The organism is Pedobacter soli (assembly GCF_900101435.1).
Classification (GTDB): Bacteria; Bacteroidota; Bacteroidia; order Sphingobacteriales; family Sphingobacteriaceae; genus Pedobacter; species Pedobacter soli.
This window is the reverse complement of record NZ_FMZH01000004.1, coordinates 97,628-121,794: the sequence shown is the minus strand read 5'-3', so window position 1 is coordinate 121,794 and position 24,167 is coordinate 97,628. Positions and strand designations below refer to the sequence as shown.

General features: G+C 41.9%; 18 protein-coding genes. 9 read left to right on the top strand and 9 right to left on the bottom strand.

All coding sequences use genetic code 11. The annotated features are described in order from the left end of the window. Positions 1-7 precede the first annotated feature (7 nt). From BLR37_RS10170 to BLR37_RS10160, 3 genes are all read right to left on the bottom strand, one after another. Positions 8-2,161, bottom strand: coding sequence for a GumC family protein (locus BLR37_RS10170; protein WP_143009560.1), 2,154 nt, complete (start codon positions 2,159-2,161; stop codon positions 8-10). Between the two features lie 5 nt (positions 2,162-2,166). Continuing rightward, positions 2,167-2,844: a TolC family protein gene (locus tag BLR37_RS10165; RefSeq protein WP_090768066.1), complete on the bottom strand. Its 678-nt coding sequence runs from the start codon at positions 2,842-2,844 to the stop codon at positions 2,167-2,169. A 278-nt stretch (positions 2,845-3,122) separates the two neighbouring features. Continuing rightward, entirely contained in the window at positions 3,123-3,437 is a 315-nt protein-coding gene (locus BLR37_RS10160) for a hypothetical protein (RefSeq protein ID WP_090768064.1), read from the bottom strand. Positions 3,438-3,976: 539 nt separating this feature from the next. Here BLR37_RS10160 and BLR37_RS10155 point away from each other — a divergent pair. From BLR37_RS10155 to BLR37_RS10125, 7 genes are all read left to right on the top strand, one after another. Further along, a complete protein-coding gene (locus BLR37_RS10155) occupies positions 3,977-4,573 on the top strand; it encodes an RNA polymerase sigma factor (protein ID WP_244154634.1) in 597 nt (198 codons plus the stop codon). Positions 4,574-4,653: 80 nt separating this feature from the next. Continuing rightward, positions 4,654-5,781, top strand: a complete 1,128-nt coding sequence (locus BLR37_RS10150; protein WP_090768061.1) for a FecR family protein — start codon at positions 4,654-4,656, stop codon at positions 5,779-5,781. Positions 5,782-5,928: 147 nt separating this feature from the next. Beyond that, positions 5,929-9,363 (top strand): TonB-dependent receptor, encoded by a 3,435-nt coding sequence (locus BLR37_RS10145; RefSeq protein ID WP_090768058.1) that lies wholly within the window; start codon positions 5,929-5,931, stop codon positions 9,361-9,363. Positions 9,364-9,401: 38 nt separating this feature from the next. Next, the gene (locus tag BLR37_RS10140) at positions 9,402-11,234 is read left to right on the top strand and encodes a RagB/SusD family nutrient uptake outer membrane protein (protein ID WP_208599628.1); all 1,833 of its coding nucleotides are present in this window, start codon (positions 9,402-9,404) and stop codon (positions 11,232-11,234) included. Between the two features lie 33 nt (positions 11,235-11,267). Beyond that, positions 11,268-12,587 carry an IPT/TIG domain-containing protein gene (locus tag BLR37_RS10135; RefSeq protein ID WP_090768051.1) on the top strand — a complete coding sequence of 440 codons (1,320 nt, stop codon included), beginning with the start codon at positions 11,268-11,270 and terminating at the stop codon, positions 12,585-12,587. 28 nt (positions 12,588-12,615) lie between these two features. Continuing rightward, positions 12,616-14,061: a DUF1565 domain-containing protein gene (locus tag BLR37_RS10130; protein ID WP_090768048.1), complete on the top strand. Its 1,446-nt coding sequence runs from the start codon at positions 12,616-12,618 to the stop codon at positions 14,059-14,061. Continuing rightward, on the top strand, positions 14,031-14,573 hold the full coding sequence (locus tag BLR37_RS10125) for a LacI family DNA-binding transcriptional regulator (RefSeq protein WP_052265887.1): 543 nt from the start codon (positions 14,031-14,033) through the stop codon (positions 14,571-14,573). The genes BLR37_RS10130 and BLR37_RS10125 overlap by 31 nt, the downstream gene beginning before the upstream one ends. Here BLR37_RS10125 and BLR37_RS10120 read toward each other — a convergent pair. After that, entirely contained in the window at positions 14,515-16,662 is a 2,148-nt protein-coding gene (locus tag BLR37_RS10120; protein ID WP_090768045.1) for an alpha-N-acetylglucosaminidase, read from the bottom strand. The genes BLR37_RS10125 and BLR37_RS10120 overlap by 59 nt on opposite strands. 382 nt (positions 16,663-17,044) lie before the next feature. Between BLR37_RS10120 and BLR37_RS10115 the strand changes: the two genes are divergently transcribed. Then, positions 17,045-17,617, top strand: coding sequence for a dihydrofolate reductase family protein (locus BLR37_RS10115; protein WP_090768042.1), 573 nt, complete (start codon positions 17,045-17,047; stop codon positions 17,615-17,617). A gap of 77 nt (positions 17,618-17,694) precedes the next feature. Here the strand turns inward: BLR37_RS10115 and BLR37_RS10110 are convergent, their stop codons facing one another. The 5 genes from BLR37_RS10110 to BLR37_RS10090 all read right to left on the bottom strand — a co-directional run bounded on the left by BLR37_RS10110 (position 17,695) and on the right by BLR37_RS10090 (position 23,220). Further along, positions 17,695-19,512, bottom strand: coding sequence for a glycoside hydrolase family 2 protein (locus tag BLR37_RS10110; protein ID WP_090768039.1), 1,818 nt, complete (start codon positions 19,510-19,512; stop codon positions 17,695-17,697). 101 nt (positions 19,513-19,613) lie between these two features. Continuing rightward, positions 19,614-20,783 carry an FAD-dependent oxidoreductase gene (locus BLR37_RS10105; protein WP_090768036.1) on the bottom strand — a complete coding sequence of 390 codons (1,170 nt, stop codon included), beginning with the start codon at positions 20,781-20,783 and terminating at the stop codon, positions 19,614-19,616. A 24-nt stretch (positions 20,784-20,807) separates the two neighbouring features. Continuing rightward, complete coding sequence (locus BLR37_RS10100; protein WP_090768033.1) at positions 20,808-21,563, bottom strand: helix-turn-helix domain-containing protein; 756 nt, start codon at positions 21,561-21,563, stop codon at positions 20,808-20,810. Between the two features lie 30 nt (positions 21,564-21,593). Continuing rightward, a complete protein-coding gene (locus BLR37_RS10095) occupies positions 21,594-22,508 on the bottom strand; it encodes a bestrophin family protein (protein ID WP_039471160.1) in 915 nt (304 codons plus the stop codon). 148 nt (positions 22,509-22,656) lie between these two features. Next, entirely contained in the window at positions 22,657-23,220 is a 564-nt protein-coding gene (locus tag BLR37_RS10090; protein ID WP_090768029.1) for a hypothetical protein, read from the bottom strand. 339 nt (positions 23,221-23,559) lie between these two features. Here BLR37_RS10090 and BLR37_RS10085 point away from each other — a divergent pair, with 339 nt between their 5' ends. Next, on the top strand, positions 23,560-24,156 hold the full coding sequence (locus tag BLR37_RS10085) for a GIN domain-containing protein (protein ID WP_090768026.1): 597 nt from the start codon (positions 23,560-23,562) through the stop codon (positions 24,154-24,156). The last annotated feature ends 11 nt before the right edge of the window (positions 24,157-24,167 follow it).

Here is a 24,167-nt window from a genome sequence, read left to right as displayed (position 1 = left end):
CTGCTGACTATTTTTGTTTCACTCCGGTAACGATCCAGCCTGCAAAATTTTCATCTCCGTTTAATGCGGCAAGTGCTTTTTTCTGCTTATCGTGCAATGCAGATCCTGCTACAAAAATTGCTGCGTACAATCCTATAAACGACATCCACTCGCGATTATCTACATCGTCTTCCATAGAATCAAGCGCCACAATAATTAAATCGAAGCGATCTTTAATCGCAGTAAAAATTGATGAAAGCCCTTCGCGGTCTTTTATTTCCAGAAGTGATTGCCCGTTCAGATCGTAACTAACGAAAGTAAAAGGCTTGTTTTCAACAATATCTGCAGCCTGTAATACTGCTTTCAGGGATTGATTTACAGGTACCTTTAACTTTTGCAAAGCTGATACGAGCTCCTGATTCCCAATGAGTAAGACTTTTTTATTGAGCTGCGCAAAGGCATAGACTAAATTTAATACTGTAAATGACTGCGATCCTGAAGCGCCAAAACCTGTTAAGCCCAATACTTTCTCATTGTGGTTAAAAAGTTGGTTATCAAGCTCGAAACGCAGTGCCCTTATCTGGTTCTTAAAAACAGCATATTCACTTTCAGACTGCTGTCCTGACCAAATTTGAGGAATACTGTCGCTACCCGCCCTGATGAAATCCAGTTCACCGATAAGCTTTGCATTCAGTTCAGACTTTAATTCTGTTCCGTTATTAACCGAATAGTCTAAAACAGAGATCAGAAATATGGTACAAAAGCAAATTGCGAAACTGGCAATCGCACTCAGCGCCATGTATATCATTTTCTTTGACGATTCAGGGAGAGTTGGTATCCCCTCCTGAACCAATTGCAGGCGTAAACTTACATTTTTATCGAGACTGGTTTGATTATAACGCGCTAAAATTTCCAGGTATTCTTTTGTGGCTACATCAGCATTGCGTTCGTAGTCTGATACGCCCGCATCAAAAGGAACCATCCCGGTAAATTTGGCATTCAGCTTGGCCAGTTCCTTATCAATATCGTTTATGCCGGCAGTTGCCCTTTCCACTTCAATTCCCAGCGAGATACGGCGCTGAACAAGACTTTGTTTGGCAATAAGCGGATCGCTTACATACTGATCATTAGACTGGACTAATCTTGAACTCAGCAGCACTTGTAATGAATCTACCGTTTTTTTATCAGCAGGTTTGTAACCGTTACGCAAATAATTATCTTCGGCGGCCTGAACTTTATTTTTTAAGTTAATAATGGCACGGTTATCTTCAATTACTTCTGCACCGAGATATTTATCGCTGGTTCTGCTCGCCAGTTTATCATTTACACTTTTTAATGCGGCTTGCGCGGCCTGTCTGTCAATCAGGGCCTGATTCCGCTTGTTCTCGTTATCGGTAATCTGCTGATAAACAATTTGCGATTGCTTATCGAGATTGAGCACACCGTTACGGATTTTATAGTCTTTTAACTGCTTTATCCGCTCGTTCATTACAGCTTCTTTCTTTTTCAACAGCGAATCGAGCACTACAATGGCTGTATTTTTATTCAGGATTTGCTCCAGACTGTAATTATTGATAAAATCTTTGGAAAGAGTGTTTACCACAAAAACCGAAAGCAGCGTATTGTTAGAGGTATAGGCTACCGAAATAAAATCGCTGTTTTGCTCGTGGTTAATATCGAGTTTTTTATTAAGACTTTTCTCCTCATAACCCATTGAAGTTACCAGCTGATAAAGTTTTATTTTACCGTTATCGAGTGGTGTAAGCACCTGTTTGCTGTTCAAACGTGTTTCAAACGAGGCAATCGCTTCCTGTCTTTCTGCATCACTTAAAGCTTTCAGCTCTGCACTCCAGGGTTTAAATGATGTTTTTTCATCTTTCAGATCATGCAAAATCAGGCGGTAAGACAGCAAACTGATATTCTTGGGCATGCGCATGATGTCCATAATCGTTGAAAACTGTTGATTAAGTTTAATGATGATATCAGGTCCGGTATAACTGGCGCGATCGGGTGCCAGCTGCCTGGATGGATCGAGCAAACCGGTTGAGAGTTTGGCTTCAGATTTATAATCTTTTGGCAGGTTTCTCAAGACAAAAAAGCTAACAACTATCGTCAAAATGAAGATCGCGATGATAATCCACCTGTATCTGATTACTGTATCTAAGGATTTCTGTATGTTCATTTGTCTTATTTCACGTTTTTTAATTCTTCACCAATCAGCGCTTCCAACTCTTCCTTAGCTTTTAAGAGATTAAGCTCGGCAAGCAGCCTTTCAGAATTAGCATAGGAGGTCAAGGTTTTGGCTTTGGTGTAATCATCCAGGCTCACCTCTCCTTTTTCGAACTTGTATCGAAGGCCATCGCTGGCAGCTTTATTGTCGATATAAGTTTGCGCTTTTACCCGCAAATCGGCACTCTCGCGGAGGTATTCGTAATACGTTTTTTTAACTTCAGACCTGAGCAGGATATCATATTCCTGGGCCTGATAAAACTTCTCGTTGTGTTCTTCTTTAGCCTGCCTTACCAGTGCCGGCGTGCGGAACAAAATGCCGATGTTAAAATAAATCCCGAATTGTATGCCGTTTAAGGTATAGGGATTTGCGGTATTGTACCTGGCCGCATTGTTAGGACTGTAATTATAAGATGCTGTAAATGCATCCAGGTAGGTCGCTTTTGCCACGCCGATTTTAGCCTTGGCGCTAAGTTCGCTGGCTTTATACATTTTACGCTTGGGGTAATTTTTAAGGGCCAGATCAACGTATTTCTCTAATAACTGGTAGTTGATATCACCGATAAAGCTTTCCTGAGCATTAACAGCAGAGATCGTATAAAAAAATGTAACAAATAATAGGATAAACCGGGTCATTGATTGTGGGATTTAACATTCCCCTCCAAAAGGGTAGTATTTTTTAGGATACACTTCAAATCTAATTAAATAGAATGTTGTTTTCCTAAAAACCGGCATTTTTTTTTGCTTGGCAGCACCTTAAGCCACATTTAGGCCTTGTGTACTGCTTATAAATCAGACAAAGTTAGTGCTAACTACTTGTTATGCTGCATAATTAACCGCTGCTTTGCCTACGCAATTATTTGTGGTCGAATAATACCATCCCTGTTAACTGGTTTTGCATGCGTTAATCTTCTTTAGCCTAACATGCTGCTCTGCTCCCGTACCACGCTCCTGTTGGGTATGTAGCCCAGGCGGCTACAGCTTTCTGCCACCAGGCAGGCTACGGTTGGTGGTACTTCATTCATGATCCGGTAACGGATCTTATATTTTTGGTTATAACTTAGCTGAATGGTAAGGCTATGTACCACAGATCTTCTTCCTTGTAAGCCCACTAAGTGTATGTCTTGCAGTTCTTTTGCTACCCTGAGCAACCTGCTGTTCATAATCTTAGCCAAAGCCAGATCTTGTTTGAAATCTGTCTCTAAAATAGCAACTACCGTAACCCTCATAGGGCAAAATTACCATCTTCTGAAACATCCGCAAACCCGCCAGAGGTAACGTATTGGAAAAGAGAAAGATTTTATTTTTGCACAATTTAAAGCCTAATAATGACTATTACCTACTTAAAAAAGGCTCTTTACTGAACTTCATCAGCCTTAGGAAAATACAACCATCTAAATGGAGTAAATAATAAATTCGATTAAAAAAAAACACAGCCAGAGTTGGTTATTATCCCGAAAGAAATGTTATTTATTGCGATTAAGGTATGCCTCAACTGCAATGCTCACCGCAATACACATCAGGATAAAAATTATACTCCAGAGAATCATCTGTTTTCATTGCTATAGTTGAAGTAAGCCTCTATATTGGCAGAGAAATTAGGCCTGTACAATGCCAGCGAATAAATAATTATCCCGAAAAACAAAGGTATTTTGGTAAGAACCGGATTATATACACAGCAATCCTGGCCCTATCTATTTGTGTCGGGCAAAAAATCTGAACAGCAGACCATGCTTTAAATCTTTTTGTTGGTACATATTATTTCTGTATGTTAGTACATTCAAACAAAATGCCCTATAAACACTATCATGATCAGGAATTAGCCGAATTACTCCAATCGGGTGATGAACGGGCGTACGCTGAAATTTACCATCGTTATCATGCTTGTTTATACATTCATGCTTTTAAACGTCTTCAGTTAAGAGAAGAATGCCGGGATCTTATTCATGAACTTTTCACCACCTTATGGATTAAACGCAGCGAGATTACTTTTAAAACTACCCTTTCGGGCTATCTTTATGCTGCAGTAAGAAACAGAATTTTTGATCTCCTTGCCAAACAGAAGCTGGAAAAATCTTACGTGCAATCCATCCAGCATTTTGCTGAATATGGATTGGTTACTACCGATCACCTGGCCAGGCAAAACCAGCTAAGGGCTATTATTGATCAGGAGATTGCCAACCTCCCGCCACGTACCCGCCAGATATTTGAAATGAGCAGGAAACATTTCCTCAGTCATCAGGAAATTGCCAAAGCGCTTAATCTTTCTGAACAGACGGTAAAAAGTACCGTAAATAATGCATTAAAAGTATTGCGTGTTAAACTGGGTACCATGATGTCAATCCATCCACCAATTTTTTTTTAAATTTCTTTACCCCCAAGGCTATTCTACTTCGTCTTTATGCTTTGAATACGGAAGGTACGCTCCTTCCCTGGTAAAGAATAATGCAAAAAGAAGATATAGAAAAGCTTTTACAAAAGAAACAGGCTGGCAATTGTACGCCCGAAGAAATTGCCTTCTTAGAAAGTTGGTATGCTCAATGGAATAAAGACCTTCCACTGGGTTTAAGCGAACAGGAATTACTTGAAGATCTGCTTATTATTAAGCAGATGACTACTACCCTCCCTACAGAAACCAGAACCAGAACGCTAAATCAGGGCCTGTTAATTGCAGCATCGTTACTGCTGATTTTAAGTGTGGGTTTATTTATTTACTTTCAAAAACAGCATGCCACCAGCAATTTAGCTGCGCATGATATTGATCCCGGTAGCAATAAAGCAACGGTTACCTTAGCAAATGGTAAACAGTTTGACTTGAAAAATCTGAAAGGCGGTGTTGTGGTTGATGCATCTGGTCTTGAATATAATGATGGAACAGCCATCAGTGGCGTTAGCCCTTCGGGAGAAACAGCACAGCAACTGGTTGTATCTACTCCCAATGGAGGGCAATACCAGATTACGCTCTCAGACGGAACTAAAGTCTGGTTAAATGCGGCCTCTTCCTTAAAATTTCTTTCCAATTTCGCCGGTCTGAAAGAGCGCCGGGTAGAACTATCCGGAGAAGCTTATTTTCAGGTGAGACATGATGCGAAACAACCTTTCCGCGTAATTACAGCCGGACAGCTGGCTGAAGACCTCGGAACCTCATTTAATATCAATAGCTATGCTGACGAACCCACTACGAAAACTACGCTTGTAGAAGGGAGCATACAGGTTCGAAGCTCCAAAAATCTGAAGGATAGCAAATTCGTTTTGTTAAAACCCAGCCAGCAAGCCTCAATTAATGCAGCAGGTACTGTAAACTTACTTCAGGTGAATACCGAGGAAGTATTGGGCTGGAAAAACGACAACTTCATTTTCGACGGCGAAGATTTGAGCTCAGCCATGCGTAAGGTTGCGAGATGGTACAATGTGGAGGTTGTTTATGAACCTGGCTTAAAAACAGGTAAAACACCACTTCTGGATGGGCTGGTATCCAGAAAAAGTAAACTTTCAGAAGTACTGAAATGGATAGAAACCATCGGCGGTGTACATTTTAAAATTGAAGGAAGGAGGGTGATTGTGATGGAATAATTACTTCGCCATGATGCCAAATCACCAGGGGTGCTGCAAACACCCCCGATAATTACCTGGCATTCAGTTAATAAAAATTACTAACCAAAACCTGCAGCTGCCAAACAATTAGACCTGAAGGGCCACTGCACAAACCAAATATAAGAAATGTATAGATTTTATGCCAGTAAAACCGGGATAACGAACCGTTATATCCGTAAAATATGGATGATTATGCGCCTAACCACCATCGTGCTCCTTTTCACGCTAATGCAGGTAAGTGCGGCTACCTTCGGGCAGCGCATAACGCTTAATGAACAGCGGGTATCATTAAAGCGTGCTTTAGAAAAAATCCACAATCAAAGTGGATATAATTTTCTCTTCGACAGAAATGTGCTCAAAGGGATCGATCCCATTTCCGTCACCATTGAAAATGAACAACTGGAAACCGCAGTAAAAAAAATCCTGCACAACCTCCCCCTAACCTATCTCATTGATGGCAATACCATTCTAATTAAACCAAAAGAAAGTTCCATTCTGGATAAAGCCCTGGATAAACTGAGCAGTATTTTCAGCGATCAGGAAATCCGCGGTAAAGTAACCGATGCAAAAGGAAGCCCGATTCCGGGAGCAACGGTAACCATTAAAGGCACTAAAAAAGCAACCTCCACCGATGCGGATGGAAACTTTAAAATCAAGGCAGATAAAAACGATGTAATCGTGGTTCGCCTGATGGGCTTTGTGACTAAAGAAGTGCTCTTAGGAGATCAGACCGAGATGACGATCAGCATGGCAGAAGAAGATAAAACCCTTGATGATGTGGTTGTAGTAGGTTATGGTAAGCAAAAAAAGGTAACGATCACCGGAGCAGTCAGCACCATTAACATGGCCGATATGCAAACCCCTAACCGCTCGCTTTCCAATTCTTTAGCAGGTAAAGTAGCCGGTATTATCTCCATGCAAAGAAGCGGCGAACCGGGCTACGATAACGCCTCTTTCACCATCAGGGGTATTGGTACCTTTACCGGTAATACCGAACCCTTAATCATTATTGATGGTGTACAGCGCGATGATGTAAATAGTTCTTTCGGTGGATCTTACAACAACATTGATCCGGAAGACATACAAAGCATTTCCCTGCTTAAAGATGCATCGGCCACCGCGGTATATGGTGCCAGGGGAGCCAACGGCGTTTTGATCATCACAACCAAACGGGGAACTGCAGGTAAACCGCAGATTTCGATCAAAACGGAAGCCTCTATATCCGGCCTTACTAAAACGCCAAAAATGCTCGATGGTGTGTCGTGGATGAGGTTGTACAATGAAGCCAATATTAATGATGGCAACCAGACCGTATATTCAGAAGAAATTATTCAAAAAACTGCCAGCGGACTGGATCCTTACCTCTACCCTAATGTAGACTGGATCAAATCAACTTACAAAGACTGGGCACCGGGTTTCAACTCCAATTTAAATGTTAGCGGCGGCTCTCAAAGCGTAAGGTATTACGTTTCGGCCTCTTTTTACAATCAGGACGGGAGCTACAAGGTGACTAAACAAAATGACTACAACCCCAATTTAAACTTTAAAAGATACGATTTCCGAACTAACCTGGATATCGACCTGAGTGCTACTACCCTGTTATCAATGAACCTTGATGCCATGCTGGTGAGCAGCAGATACCCGGGTTTATCAGCCAGTAAAATCTGGTACAATGCCTACTTAACCCCTCCTATTGCCTTTCCAATACAATATCCGGATGGTTCATGGGCTGGCCCGTTTAACAACGGAGGAAGCAACCCACTCAATGAAATCCAAAATTCGGGCTATGCAACAGAGTTCAGACCAACCATACAATCTATTTTCTCTATCAATCAGAAATTAGATAAACTAACACCGGGACTAAGTGCAATGGCCAGGTTCTCTTTTGATTCTTACAGCGAAAACGATAACAGAAGAACAGGCAGAAACAACCTTTTCTTAGCCAGCGGAAGAGACGCTGATGGCAACCTAATCCTGAACCAATCGAGGATTGGAGAACAGTTTCTGGGTTACTCACAATCCTCAGCCGCAGAGAAAAAGATGTACCTGGAAACCAATGTTACTTACGACCGCAGGTTCGGCAATCATCATTTTGGAGGCTTATTTTTATACAATATGCGTTCGAGGGTAGTTAGCTCAGCCGGAGATGTAATTTCATCTATCCCCTACAAAAACCAGGGCATGGCAGTAAGAGCCACTTATGATTATGCAGATCGTTATATGATCGAATTTGATGCAGGTTATACCGGTTCGGAAAACTTTGAACCCGGCAAAAGGTTCGGTTTTTTCCCTTCAGTTTCCGGAGGCTGGGTAATTTCGAAAGAGCCTTTTTTCAAAAACTTATCTGCTACGTTTAACCTGTTAAAAATCAGAGGTTCACACGGTATTGTAGGAAATGATCAGATTGGAATTAACAATGGTTTAAAAAGGTTTCCTTACCTGAGCCAGTACGGACCAGGCAGATCGATAGGTTTAGGTTTTAACGGCACCATTTTTAACGGTGTTACCGAAAGCGTTTTTGGTGTAGAAAACCTGACCTGGGAAAAAGCTACCAAAGACAATTTAGGTATAGAAATCGGCTTGCTTAACAAGCTGAATATCACTGTCGATCTGTATAAAGAAAGAAGAAAAAACATTCTCATTGCCCGGAGTTCGCTTTCAGGTATACTGGGTGTTACCGGAACGGTATTCGCCAATTTGGGCGAAATGAACAACCAGGGGGTTGATGCCAATATGGAATATACCGGAAAAATGGGTAACGTATCGCTTCGTTTATACGGAAATTTCACTTATAACAACAATAAAATTGTAGAAAAAGACGAACCCAGACAGCAATATGCTTATCAACAGGCCACCGGACAAAAACTAGGCGATAACCTGATGTATATTGCTGAAGGGCTATTTACCTCAACAGAACAAATTGCCAAAAGTGCAAGCCAGTTCGGTGCTACACCAAAACCTGGCGACATCAAGTACAAAGACGTAAATGGCGATGGGGTGATTAACAGCTTTGACAAGGTATACACTGGTAAATCAGATGTTCCAACCATTCTATATGGTGCAGGTTTTACAGTAGGTTATAAAGGTGTAGACCTTTCACTTTTCTTCCAGGGCATTGCCAATGTAACTTTTATGGCCAATGGTTCGGCTGTAACCGGCGACGGTGCACAGGGTGCCGGGATTGTGCCTTTCACGGGCATGGGGCAATATCCCTCTGGTATGCTGGCCAGTCTGGAAGACAGGTGGACTGTTGATAATCCCCGTCAGGATGCTTATTATCCAAGACTGGGCATTGCCAATCAAAACAGCAATAACTATCAGCCCAGCACCTGGTGGTCAAAAGATGGCAGTTTTGTGCGCTTAAAACAGGCAACTTTAGGATACAGAATTTCTGATAATTTGCTAAAAAAGGCGGCAATTAAGTCGGTATATTTTTACCTCTCCGGGCAGAATTTACTCACCTTCTCCAAATTTAAATTATGGGATCCGGAGCTTGGAGCCAACGCGGCTGGCTACCCACCGCTGAGAACCTTCGCATTGGGGCTGAAAGTATCGCTTTAACCAGCAGTATCGATCAATTTTTAATATTAAAAAATATTATGATGAAAAGTATATATGTATTCATTATCGCAGCAGGATCATTGTTTTTAACATGCACCCTATCCGCATGCAAACACCTGGATGAAAAACCAGATAACCTGCTCACTTCAGAAATCCTCTGGAGCAACCGGGCAAATGCAGAATCTTATTTATACAACATTTATGGCGCCGTTTTAGAAATCGATTATCCGCATGTTGGCATAAGCGATGAGGCCTCTGTATCTATCCCCAGCACCAACGTAAGGCAAATGGTTGCCGGAAACTGGAGCTCTGTAAACGCCTATTATGACCATTGGGACAATTATTATACCGGTATCCGCTCGTCGTTTATTTTCGAGGCCAATGTTGACAAAGTACCTGAATCGCAACTCAGTACCGCTTTAAAAACGCAATACAAAGCAGAATCGAAATTCTTAAGGGGCTGGTTTTACTGGCAACTGATTAAGCAATACGGTCCGGTGGTTAAACTAACCAGTTCTCTTGCTTTAAATGACGATTTCAATAAGTATCCAAGAAATACTTTTGATCAGTGTAAAGATTATGTAAATCAGTTAATGGATGAAGCTGCGGCTAATTTACCGGTAAACTGGGCTTCTTCAAGTGATTATGGCCGCCCTTCAAAAGGAACTTGTCTGGCTGTTAAATCACAACTTGCGCTTTGGGCTGCAAGTCCGCTTTGGAATGGAAACCCTGCATTTGCTTCACTAAAGAATCAGGATGGAACTGCCCTAGCTCCAGGCGCTTATGATGCCAACAAATGGAAAATTGCTGCAGATGCTGCAAAAGCAGTAATGAACCTGAACGCCTTTCAATTATTTACCAATCTGGATAATGGCGGCAGCAAGTTTGATCCTTATTACTCGGTTCGCGACCTGTTTCTGGCCAACTGGAACAGAGAGATTCTTTTCTCCAGAAATTCATGGAACTATTGGGGTTACACCAAAGCCTCTTCGCCTAACCCGGGTGGGATTAATCTTTACAATGCAACTCAAAATGTTGTGGATGCCTTTTGCATGAATAACGGCCGCACTATCGACGATCCGCAATCGCAGTACAAGGAAACCGGCTTTGCAGAAAATAATGGTGACCAAAGCTGGGGGCATAAAAAAGGGCAATGGAACATGTATGCCAACAGGGAACCACGTTTTTACGCTTATATCCAGTACAATGGCCGTCCGGTATTGCCAGCCCCAACAGTAGATGATAAAAATTATTATTCATCTGCAGGCAACATTGATGGCACCGGCCGCATAGAGTTTTACTATTCGGGTAAAGCCGGAGCCAAAGCCACCGGAATAACCAACAACATTACCGGCTATAATTTTCTTAAAAATGTTAGTCCTGCTGATAATATCAGACAGGATGTAACCAATTATAGGCCCTTTATTATTCTGCGTTATGCAGAAATTCTGCTCAATTACGCTGAAGCACTTAATGAATATGATCCATCTAATCCTGAGATTATACAAACGCTAAACCTCGTTAGAACCAGAGCAGGTTTACCTGGTATTGAAACGGTATATCCTGCTGCTGTAGGCAACAAAGAACTCATGAGGAAGTATATCTTAAGAGAAAGACAAGTAGAGCTTTGTTTTGAAGGCGACCGGTATTATACACTTATAAGAAGACTTTTACTCGGTGCACCGGAAAATCAAACCATTTATACCATGAATGTGAATGAAGATGATGGCGGACAAGGATTTGCATTTACGCCTTTTTACAAACGCACTTTGTTTCAAAAAAGAGCCTGGGAAAATAAAATGTACCTCTTTCCAATTTCTCAATACCAGCTTGACCGTGACCGGGCTTTGGTACAAAATCCAGGCTGGTAACACAGGTATCATGATATATTAAATAAAGATTCCATGAAAAAATTCATTCATATAATTATTGCAGGCCCTTACCTTTTGGGCTGCATACTGCTGCTTTTAGCAGGTTGCAAAAAAGATAAAACCGGCAACTACGACCCTGCCTCGCCAGTTACCATTGCAGATTTTATACCCAAAAAAGGTGGTGGAGGTACCGAAGTGCTCATTACCGGAACTAATTTCACTACTGATCTTTCTAAAATCTCAGTGGTTTTAAATGACCTTCCGCTTAAAGTAATTGGGGCCAGCGCTACGCAAATTATGGTTGTGGTGCCCAAAAAATCAAAATCAGGCCCTATAAAAGTGAAGATTGAAAACCAGGAAGTTTTGAGCGGAAGCATATTCAATTACGAATATACGCGAACGGTAACCACGCTCGCAGGCTCTGGTAATGCCGCTTTTGCCAACGGAAAAGGTACAGATGCCTCATTTAATTTCTCAGGCCAAAACTGGTACAGAAGCTGCGGCATCGTGGTCGATAATCAACTCAATGTTTATGTAGCTGATCCCGGTAACCACTGTATCCGTAAAATTGATCCGGCAGGAAACGTGACAACACTGGCTGGTAACCCTGCTGTTTCGGGTTACTCAGATGGTAAGGGCACTGCAGCAAATTTTTCATTGCCCTACGACCTCGCCATTGACGGCAGCGGAAACATATACTCCGCAGACCCCGGTAACTGGGATATTAGAATGATTAGCCCTGATGGACAAGCTAAAACATTAGGTTTTGCCAGTCAGGAACCCTGGAGCATTGCTTTTGATACCAGCACGGGTAAATTATTTTACGGCAGCTGTGCCAGTCCGGGCAGTATTTACCAAATCGATGCTCAGGGTAGCTCTAAAGCGGTCGTTTCGGGGCTTAATTATCCCGCGGGGATTAAATTTGACCATGCCGGTAATCTTTTCGTATCTGCCCATGGCGATCAGCTGATTAGAAAATTTACTGCGGGTACCTGGCAGGGAAGCGTTGTTGCTGGTCAGCAGGATAAGGTAGGTTATGTAAACGGAGCTGCCAGTGCAGCACAATTTGCTTATCCATGGGGTATTGCTATTGACAGTAATGACAATATTTACCTTGCCGGTAACGGAACCGGAGGCGGAAGCACCAGTAACCCCGATCAAAGTATCCGCTTCATACAGGCTTTAACTTATCAGGTGAGCACCTTTGCAGGAAGTAATGCTGCAGGATATACAGACGGATTTGGACCACAGGCTTCTTTCAGTGCACCTGGCGGAGTTGCTGTCGACAAAAACGGAACGGTGTATGTACTGGACAAAAACAATAACAGGATCAGAAAGATCGTTTCAGAATAATTTTTTAAGGACCTAGATTTAACATTACATGAAATCCCACTGTTTTTTAGGCCTTTTATTGGTAGCGCAGCATTTGGTTTGCGCTACCAATACTTTAGCCAATCCCTTTCAAAGCAAATCAACATCCCATCAATATTATGTTGCTACAAATGGCGCTGATACCAATACAGGGAGCATTCGTACACCATTTAAAACCATTAATGCGGCTTTAATTAAAGCGCAACCCGGAGACCAGGTAATTGTTAGAGGCGGGAGATATTACCAGAAAATAAAATTCCCAAGGTCTGGTGAGCCCGGCAAACCGATCAGCCTTCAAAGTTACCCTAAAGAAAAAGCAATTATTGATGGCAGCAGCATCAATGTTACCGGCTGGCAGGCACTCATTACCCTGATTAATACGAGCTGGATTACCATCGATGGATTTGATATTTGCAACCTGCATAGCAACAAAGTTAACACTGATCCTCAGGGCATTTCAATTAGTGGCAGCGGGCATGATATCGCTATTAAAAACTGTAATATTTACAACATCAAAAACACCACTACACTCGCCCAGGGCAGAAGCGGACATGCCATACTCGTTATTGGAACAGCTAAAACACCAATAGTTAACTTATCAATTACTGACTGCACGGTTCATGATACCCAAACCGGAACAAGCGAAAATGTAACGCTTGCCGGCAACGTAGATGGCTTCGTTTTCAAACGTAATCAAGTTTACGATACCGAGAACATTGGGATCATTGTAGCTGGTGGCGACGGTCTTAATCCGCGCGGTGCCATAGCAACCAATTATGCCCGAAATGGCGTGATTAGTGATAATATTTTTCACCACAACACCATGACCAAAACACCTGAAACCTGGGGTCCTGACCGTTATGGCGCCATTTCCATTTATGTTTGCGGAGGTGCCAATACGCTCATCGAAAGAAACATAGTTTATGAAAGTGACCGTGGAATAGGATTGATAAGCGAAAGCAATATCTATCCGACCAAAACTACAATGGTGAGGAACAACCTGGTTTACCACTGTTACCGCACTGGCATTTATATGGGCGATTACCTGAATTATACCATTTCGGGAACTAAAAACTGTTCGGTGATAAACAATACCCTGGTAGAGAACAATCGTGTTTTAGGTGCCTTTGGAGAGATTGAAGGAGAAATCAGACTAACCGAACACTGCGACAGCAATGTAATTAAGTATAACCGCATTTATGCCGCAGCGAAGGATGTGCTGATCCACAAATATACCTCAAGCGGAAGCCATAATATTATTGACTATAACCAATACTTTAGCAGCGAAAAGCCCCAATGGATCTGGAATAGCACCAATAATAATCCAATTACTGATTTTAATACCTGGAAACAAACCAGCGGTCAGGATACCCATTCTACCTTAAAAATCGTGAGCTCAATTTTTAACACCAACAGCCTAAAACAATGGAAAAAATCCCTACAATCAAAGATATAGCCAGACGACTCAAAATTGACCCTTCAACAGTATCCAGAGCGCTCAGAGGACATCCAAGCATAGGTTTGGTAACAACTATGCGGGTAAATAAAATTGCAGCCGAACTGAATTATCATCCCAATCAAAATGCCATATTTCTGAAGCAGGGAAAAACCTCTACTATCGGTGTGGTACTTCCAGATATTGCTGAACCGCTTCACTGTGCCGTACTGAGTACTATCGAACGTTATTCTAACAATAAAAATTACAATGTAATTTTTGGCCAATCCTTTAATAAACCTGAGCAGGAAAGAAAAATACTCGAAAATATGATGAATTTACGGGTAGATGGTATTCTGATTGCCCTTAATAAACCTAAATTACCTTCAGAGCAGATTGATCAGCTAAAAAGGTACAATATTCCTGTCGCCATTTTAGACAACAGGAATATGATTAAGGATAAATCTTACCGGATTATTGAGCAATTGTTTTCAATTTTAGAATTTCAGCAACGACCTGAAATAAAGGCTTAATCTGTTTTTGAGCTTTTAGCTCCATATTTTGCTCAACCCATGCACGCTCCCACCGAAAAAAGTCGGGGGCCTGCATTTTTTCACCTTTAAGGTCATGCTGTAAATAATTGATGTATAGCTCCCATCTGGCCAGGTAATAATCTTTCATCAGGCCACCCCACTCCTTATAGGCATAATCATGCAGGTTATCTTCTGCCGGATTATTTTCTCCCCAATAGGTAATCAACATCATGGCATTGCGGATGTTTTCTTTTTTCTCCGCGGCTGTTTTCCCAAGCTTTAGAGCCTGAGCTTTATAGGTGTTCAGCTGGTAATACGGATGAGCGCTAAGCAGGTCGTCTGTTAAACGGATCATGTCCGTAAATTGCGTGGAAAATCGGTTAAATTCCTGGGTATTTTTTTCATTATAAGCCTTAACCATTTCCTGAAAAACCTGTTCTCCATCATTGGCAAGCACCTGCCTTAACATATTAATCAGATCAATCTGATAGGTATCAGCATTTTTGAATGCTGGTGCTGCTTTAGCAAATTCGAGCACAGCCTGTTTAAATTTGACCAGATCATAGGTCCTAACCCGGGTACCCCAGTGCGAAACAGGCTTTGTATCCAGTGCAGGGCGAATGCAGAAAACCGATTCACTTGCTCCTTCCTGATAACCCGGGATACTTTCATAAATGGTTTCCAGAAAACCCTGCCAGGCTTTGTTAATGTGTGCATCTGATTTTCCATAGCGATACTTAGCGTAGCCAACTAACCAATCTTTAACTTCAACATGTTCTTTACGCCAGCCCAATTCAAGCATCAGATCGTACACCGGAGGGTTATTATCAAGTCCCTCAGGCATAATTCCTACACCAGATAAAACATCCTGATACGGGCCTTTGCGTATCCGATCCACCTCATCTGCAAACCGTTGCAATTTGCCGTACAAACCCGGCCTTTCGCCAAAATTATTCACAACACTCCATATAAATGGTGTACCATCATAGCCTTTTCTTTTTTCCCAGTTATTGGTAAACTCACCAAACAGTTCCTGCACCAGTATGTGAGATTTATCAAGTCCTTCGAGCATTTGCTGCTTTGGATTATCCTGCCATCCCTGCAGCACCCAGGTTGATCCGGGGAAACTCTTTTGCATTTCCTGCTGGATAGATTTTCCGGCAGCTTTTAAATCAATCCCCTCGGTAATACCTCCTTCATGAAAAGGATCTCCTGCAAAAAAGCGAATATCGTTTCCGTAGGCCTTACGCACTTCGCTGTAGTATATTGCTGCTATTCTTGAAAAATCATCACGGCCCGGAACCAGAATATCCGGCCGCTTAAATGCGCCCCATGTTTTCTGGTCGATAATTTCTGCCTTGCTTTTATCTTTCAATGAAGCAGGTACCATTCCGTAAAACCCTTGCAGCACAGGCGATATACCCAGTGCTTTCATCCGGGCAATCATTTTTTGTTGCAAAGCTTTGCGGCTATTTATCTGGCTTTGTGGCATCGGCCCGCCCCACCCCTGTATATTACCCATTAACCACCAGGCGGTATACGCTGGCCCAACCAGAAAATCGTTAATCTCCTTTTCAGAATAGCCAATCTGCTGCAAAGTTTTTTGCCATACCGATTCCATCCCGTTCACAGTAAGCATCAGGTTAACTCCGTTCAGAGCCATCCAATCCAGCTCATGTTCCCAATCTTTCCAATCGTAAAAACTCATAGTGTAGTTATAGGTGCAGTAATTTAAAGCATAGCGGTATCTGGCCGGGGCCTCAACACTTACCAGCTCATTCACTTTCGGAATTGGATATACAGCCGCCAGGTTATCCCCCATATGCGACATCGATCGATTGCAGTAGTATTTTAAATACCAATTTAAGCCAACTGCCGCAGCATTGGTGCCCGAGGCACTAATAATCAATTTATCGCCTGCACTCTTCATCTCGAAACGGTCAAGCTGACTACTTTTTAAGGGTTTAAAAACAACATGACCAGCTAGCCAGGGTGTTCTTCGTTTTATCAGCTCCTGCACGGGCTTAAAAGACTGAGCCAACAGGCCTAAAGGGCTTAACAATAAAATTAACCAGGTAAATTTTCGCATAAAATTATTCGCTTTTCTATTCAAAAGAACGAAACTAAATAAAAAAAACCTGACAGAATAAGGGCTTAAACCATGCAAAAATCAAGCAATCGATTGTTCGGCATAATACAATCGATTGTGTAATTTTCACTTATTTTAATTGTACTTTTTGGGTTAGGTCTGAGCAAAATGTTCTCTTTTTATAAATCTGAGCAAAATGTCTTCCGATTCTTATATACTTGCCTGGGCCACGGTAAGCTTGCTCACTTGCACTTATTGTTTCTTTTAACAATTACCTTTAAAGTCTTTATTTTGTCTTAAATAACCCCCATCTGCATCGCGGCAGTGTATTATTTTTGATTAAAAAAAACAGAACATACATTTACTTTAAATAAGCACCAAAATGAGAAAAATAATTTCTTTTATGCATATATCCCTTGATGGTTTTGTTGCAGGCCCAAATGGCGAAATGAACTGGATTACAGTGGATGAAGAACTTTTTGACCATGTAGGTAAGCGAATCAGCGGAACTGACACAGCCTTATACGGACGGGTAACTTACCAGATGATGGAAGGCTACTGGCCTACTGCAGCAGATAGCCCCGATGCGAGTAAACATGACCTTGAGCATTCGGCCTGGTATAAAAAGGCGCATAAACTCGTGATATCTGAAACATTGCAACAGGCTGATTTGACTGATACAACGATCATCAGCAACAATTTTGCAACGCGTATTAATGAAATTAAACAACAGGAAGGCACAGAGATATTACTTTTTGGCAGCCCAACAGCAACCCATTCGCTCATTCAGCAAAACCTGATTGATGGCTATTGGTTGTTTGTAAATCCGGTTATACTTGGGCAAGGTATTCCGCTATTTAAAGATATAAAAGACAGGATAAAACTGAACCTTTTAGCAACGCAGCAGTTTTCAAATGGTGTAGTTGAGCTAAATTATGCTGTCGCAGATAAATAACCATAACCAGCGTTATTACCTGATCAATTAGGGTAATAACGCTGATTATTTATAAAATGAAGAGCTGGCTACTCCTTCTACTCATTTAACTTCTTACCTTCTGCAAGAATGATTTTATTAATTTCGCTTACCTGTTTAACATCCATCTTTTCAACTGCCCTATCGTAAGTTAGCAATCCATTTACTTCATGCTCAACATCAGTGGTTTGGGTATAAACCGAAACACTCAATCCTTTATACTTCATCAGCTGCTCAACCTGGTTCATCATCAAAACATATCGTTCGGTTAGTGCCGTGCTGGTGGGTTCATAAGCATAGGCATTATTCTCTACCGGCCACATGTGCCCCCTTACAAAAAGGCCAACACCACCATATTCGCCCAATGAGGCTGCCCGCTTATTATCGGGTTTAGAGGCACCATACGGACCAACATAAATATGCGTATCAACAAAATCGCCATTACCCGGATCGCCGGCAGCTTTCTGATAACCCGGATTATTGTTAAAGCCCGAATTTCCGTTAACTAACCTGGATGGATCGTATTTCTTTACCCAATCTGTAATCTCGGGCACATCGAAAGCGCCCCAGTTTTCGTTAAAAGGTACCCAGGCAATGATGGATGGTGAGTTGTAATGTTCATCCATAATGGCCTTAAGCTCCTTGCGGAAAGCCGTACGTACCATTGCCGTATCTTCGTGCTGATACCAGATTGCCGGCATATCCTGCCAAAGCAAAATCCCCATTTTATCGGCCCAGTAATAAAAGCGCTTAGGTTCGGTTTTCATGTGTTTGCGGATCAGATTAAAGCCTGCTTTCTTCGTAAAATCGATATCAGATTTAAGTGCTTCATCTGTTGGCGCGGTTAAAATACCATCTGGCCAATAGCCCTGATCAAGTAACCCCACCTGCATCACAAACTTGCCGTTCAGCAAGGGACGCACCACTCCCGAAACCTTTCCGAGTTTAACATCACGCATGCCAAAATAACTGCTTACCTCATCGATAATTTTCCCATTGCCCGCTTTCAAAGTGATTTTCAAATCATATAAAAAAGGATTTTCCGGAGACCATAGTTTTGGGTTTTGAATGGGCAGGTAAAAAGTTTTGCCTGCGCTACCCTGTGCCTGTGCAACTATTTTTTTTCCATCAAGCGCCACAGCAGATACTTCTGCCGACAAGGCATCAACCGTAATCTGGAGCCTGCTGTTTTCCAGATCGGGCAATAAGCGTATGTTTTTGATGTGATCCTTATTAACCGGTTCCAGCCACACGCTCTGCCAGATACCAGAGCTGAAAGTATAATCGCCCCGCGGACCATTCTTTCCAGAAGGTGTGCGTCCATCATTAGGATCATAGGCGGCAACAATGAGCTCATTAACCCCTCCTTTTAGTAAGGTGGTAATATCTAAAGAGAAGGCATCATAACCACCAGCATGCGTACCTGCTTTTTTACCATTCACAAATACTGTGGCCTGGTAATCTACCGCCTCAAAATTAACCAATACATTTTTTCCACTCCAGTCTTTCGGTATCTCGAACTTTCTGCGGTACCACATATTGATTTCCTGCTTACGTTCGATCCCAGAAATAACAGATTCGGGGCAATAAGGCACCAGGATTTGCTCACTTTTCCCTTTAAAATCCAAAGGAGTTTTAGGATCGAGGGCACTCATTTTTTCTTTGCCACCAATATAGTCCCATTTACCATTAAGCGATTGCCATTGGTCACGTACTAACTGCGGACGTGGATATTCCGGAAAGGGGTTTGAACTGCGCATGGCTTCTGCTGTCCATTTCGTTGGCAGTTTTGGCACCTGCGCTTTAACATTTGCATTAAACAATAGCTGGAGCAGCACGAAGGCGCAGAGGTAAATGGGTAAACTTGTTTTTTTCATAACAATTATGGGTTTCTATTTGGTATGGTGAACAAGATACTAAATTTTAAGCTAAACTAAATCGTTTTATTAATCTATCAGCTATTCCCGCCTGCTCAGACTTATTTATTGGTATGGGCGCTAAACAAATCAATCATGGCATGCAATGAACCTGCTGAATGCATGAGTTCGCCATTATCAAGTGATTCTTTAGCCGCCGCACTCGCCCGCTTACGCATCTGTTGTTCGTAATTTTCAATTGCCTGCAATATGCTATCATACTTTTCCGATTGCAGGCATTCGCTCAGTTCGAGTGCATCCTGCATAGCCATATTAACGCCTTCGCCCGCAAAGGGTGGCATTACATGGGCGGCATCGCCAAGCAAGGTAAGATTAGACTTAGCCTGCCATTCCTGATCTAATGGCATGCAATAAATAGGGCGCGGCACAATTGGCAACTCCGATTGCTCAAAGAGTTCTTTCCACTCAGCCGACCATTTGCTGTATTTCTGACCAAACCAGGCCAAAAGATTAGCCCGGTTGTTATAATCAACTTCTTTGCTGTATACCCAATCTAGGTCGGCTTTAAAACTGGCATAGAAACCGATCTCAGCACCTGCTTTTTGGCCAAGCAAAAGGTTCTCTGTTGCGCCAAAGGCCATAATCTTTCCTCCGTTTAGCAAATCATTTATCCATGGCGCATGCTTTTGGGCATCGGCTATATTGCCTTCCAGCATGGTAATACCAGAATAAAAAGGTTTAATATCAGTAAGGTAAGGACGTACTTTAGAATTGGCTCCATCGGCAGCAATTACCAGATCTGCATAAGCTACAGATCCATCTGCGAAACTAATATTCCAACCGCCGTTCGTTTCTTCCATGCGCAAAAACTGCTTGCCCCAAACCACAACGCCGGTATTAAGTGATTGTAAAAGAATTTGTCTGAGCACACCCCTGTCAATTTCCGGACGAAAGTGTTCGTGCCCAAAATTCTCTTCCAGCTTGTCTTCATGATCGCTAAAGAAAACCTTACACTGCTCGTCCATAATTTGTTTTCTGTCTGCTCCGGGCATAAAATTGGCCTTGAACTCGGCTAAAAGCCCTGCTTTGCTGAGCGCAGCCAATCCTGATTCTTCATGTAAGTCTAAAGGTGATCCCTGTACACGGGCATTCGGGTTGCTATCCCGCTCGTAAACTTTTACATCAAGGCCTTGTAATTGCAGTAAGCGTGCTAATGTTAAGCCCCCCGGGCCTCCGCCTATAATGGCGATCTGTTTATTTTCTAATTTCATATTCGGTAATTTGATGATCCAAAATTACCGCTGCTTTAATACCGATAATAGTATAAATCGGTCGTTTTTATTTTTAGATAGCTCTTTGGGCAGGGCGCCGGCATATTTCTTTATCTCCCGGATAAAATGACTCTGGTCTGTAAAATCAAGCTCAGGAAATAGCTTACCAACAGCAATGTGTTCTAATGATTTCCGGAAGCGGAGTATATCGCAATAGGCTTTAAGGGGCAAGCCAAATTGCGCGTTGAAATACCGGTTAATCTGTCTGCTGCTCCAGCCAATCTGATCGGCAATTTCATTAACGCTTAGCTCTCCTTGTGAGGCATAAATGAGTTCGAAAAGTTTACGCTTTCGTTCATCTACTTTGCTTCGCAGCAGAGAACGGATTTTTTGCGTAGCATGGCTGTTAAAAGTTTCGAGATTTTCGAACCACTCTGGTTTGTTATCCCAAAAACCTGCAGGTAGCACTTTTGCCGAATTCAGGATGTCGGCGATAGGTATATCCAGGATATATTCCAATCCAAGTGGAGTAAAGCTCACGGCATAAGCATACATTCCTGCTGGTACCAACCTCATTTCAGAACTTGTTTCAAGCCCCATGAGCAGTACCTGGAATCCACCCTCAGCAGTGAACATAAAAAACAGGTCAATCCGCCCATCGGGTAAAACCACCAGTTCTTTCTCTGTTGAAGAAAAATTACCAAACATGCCTATACTTTCTACAAATGCAGCAAGTTCAGTTTCTGGCTTAATGGCGTGGTATTGAAAGGTTGCGGACATTGAAAATTTATGGTTGATGTAATTCGGGAATTAATCTATAATGTTTTGACTAATTTTTGCCGGCTTACTGATTTCTTTACCTGTCATCTCTGTTATAGTCTCCTCAATCATGATGCACATGCTGTTCAAGGCCAGGTCGTTTGCATCTGTTCCGAAGGGTTCTTCTATTTCGTCTGCAATGGCTTCAAAAGCAACAAAGGTATAGGCAACAAATACCACAATCAATGGGGTGAACCACCCAAGTGAATCAACCAGACCGAAAGGTAAAAGAAAGCAGTAAATATAGACCGTACGGTGCAACAATACCCGGTAGCTGTAAGGTATAGGTGTGGAAACGATTCGCTCACAACCTCCCAGAATATCGGAAAGTTTGTCCAGGTTTTCATCAAAACGCGCCTGCAGAATAGTATCCAGATTTCCTTTATCCCTGGCTTTCTGTATCCAGCACGCCATCAGGTTCATAATGACTGCCGGTTTGTACTTAGCCTGCTTTACGATCTGGAGCTGATCTTCGGAAAGTCGTTCTTTCAGGTCTTTTTCAGGATCGGTCTCCCTGAGCTGATGCTTTAAGGCAAATACAAATGCGCTTTGAAGCTGTACGAAATCAGTTATCTCATTGCCCTGGCCAGCATGCTGAAGGGTTATTGCCTGACGGGTAAGTGAACGTGTAGTATTGAGTAAGCCACCCCATAACTTGCGTCCTTCCCAAAAGCGGTCATAACTCACATTGTTACGAAAACCAAGAAACAAGGCCAGTACGAAACCAAATAAGGTTAGCGGAGCCGGATTAAGCGGAATCTTGAAATTTAATACTGTTCCATGGAAGTAAACTACGCCAAGCGATAGTATAAAAAGCAATGCCAGACGGGGCAACAATGCCGGAAGCACAGAGCCATGCCATACAAAAAGCATCCTGAGCCAATGTTCTTTTTTTCTGATAATCATATCATTTCATCCTTTTGCTAACCTGTGCAAAATTAAAACTATAATTGTTTAGCAAAAAGAATTAATAAACTGAATAAAGGCAAGATCTGGAATTCTGTGGTCAAACTACGTTCTGTTCTCTCTTGAGTATAGTAGCACTACCTGATGCTTATTCGGTTTTATCGCAATAGAGATCCCCAAAATTACGCTTAGCTTTAACAGTTAGCGCCTTTTGGGCAAGGGCAATCACTTCAGCTGCTTTTTCTTTAAGATTAACTATTTTTTTGTTTTCTGTTTCGCGTATGGATTTACCATCTTTGATATAAAACCGGTATTCGCTCACATGTGTAGGCCCGGCGGCAGCCCCCCACTCCAGGTGTTCAAAACAGAAAAAAACTGCTCCGTCTTTGTAGTAGTATTCCCTGATCCAGACTGCATCATCCATTGCTGCTTTATCGGTTACCTTTAAAATTTTACCGGCCGAACTGTAATAGGTAATTTTACCATCTTCGATGCAGTCTTTTTGTGCATAACTGAATCGCTCTGCGTTAAGCCTTAGCGCATTAATCCTGTTGTATTCTTCCCTGATGGATTTAATTTCTTTCTCTTCTAAAGTTACAGTGCCTAAATTTTTAACTGGAGCGAAGTGCGAAGGCTGCCTGCCAATTCTACTTTGTTCGAATTGCAGGAAAAACGGGAATATCCCGAACAATAGGTAAGTTAAGCTTTTCATATAGGTGATTTATCCTAAAAGTAGCGTTTTTAATTAAAAACCGGGTGTAATGCCACGTTTTAAAAAAACTTTGTCTGTAAACACTTAACCAAATGGCATTTATAAAACTAAAGCGTTGTTTTTTATTTTAATTATTTCAACTATTTCTTAGGCTTTTGACCCTCCGTCAAATTTTATTCATCAGACAAGTCTTTTTTCACCCGGTTTAAAAGGGCGTTCGTCGAGAACTTACAGCCGTTGGTATAATACGGCCAAAACCCGTGAAACGTTTGCCCAAAAGCGACGTCTTATTATTAAAACATTCACAAATTATTATTTAAAACTATAAAACAAGATATTATGAAAACTTCAATTTCAACCCTAGCAAAATCATTAATGGCAGCTGTTGTTTTAAGCGCTTCAATCTTCAGTACAACAGTAATGGCTACCGAAAAACAACCTGTTAAAATCTCTGCTCCTAAAAACTTCGATAAAGTAGTGGTAAGCGGAAATGTAGAAGTTACCCTGATCCAGAACGGTACTGAAGGCATTAGCTATGCTGACGACAATAGCGGAAAAGTAAAAGTGATTCAGGATGGAACAGCGTTAAAAATTACTTCGGCAGATAACGAGGTAGCCAAAGTTACTGTTTATGTAAAAAGCATTTACCGCGTAATGGCATCTGACGATGCAGTAGTAAAAACAGCAGGTAAATTAAATGTAACCAACCTTCAGGTATTCTTAAGCGGAAATGCAACAGCCAAAATCGATTCGAAAACTGAAAGCCTTTACACTGTAATTTCAGATCGTGCAGATTTAAAATTAAGCGGAACTACCGAAAACCACAGTCTGGTAATGGGAAACACCCAAAAATTAAACTTAGATCGCTTTGCAGCTGCCAAAACAGAAATGAACACACCAGAAGTTGCTGTAAAAACTGCAGCTTTAGCTAAATAAACATACAGATT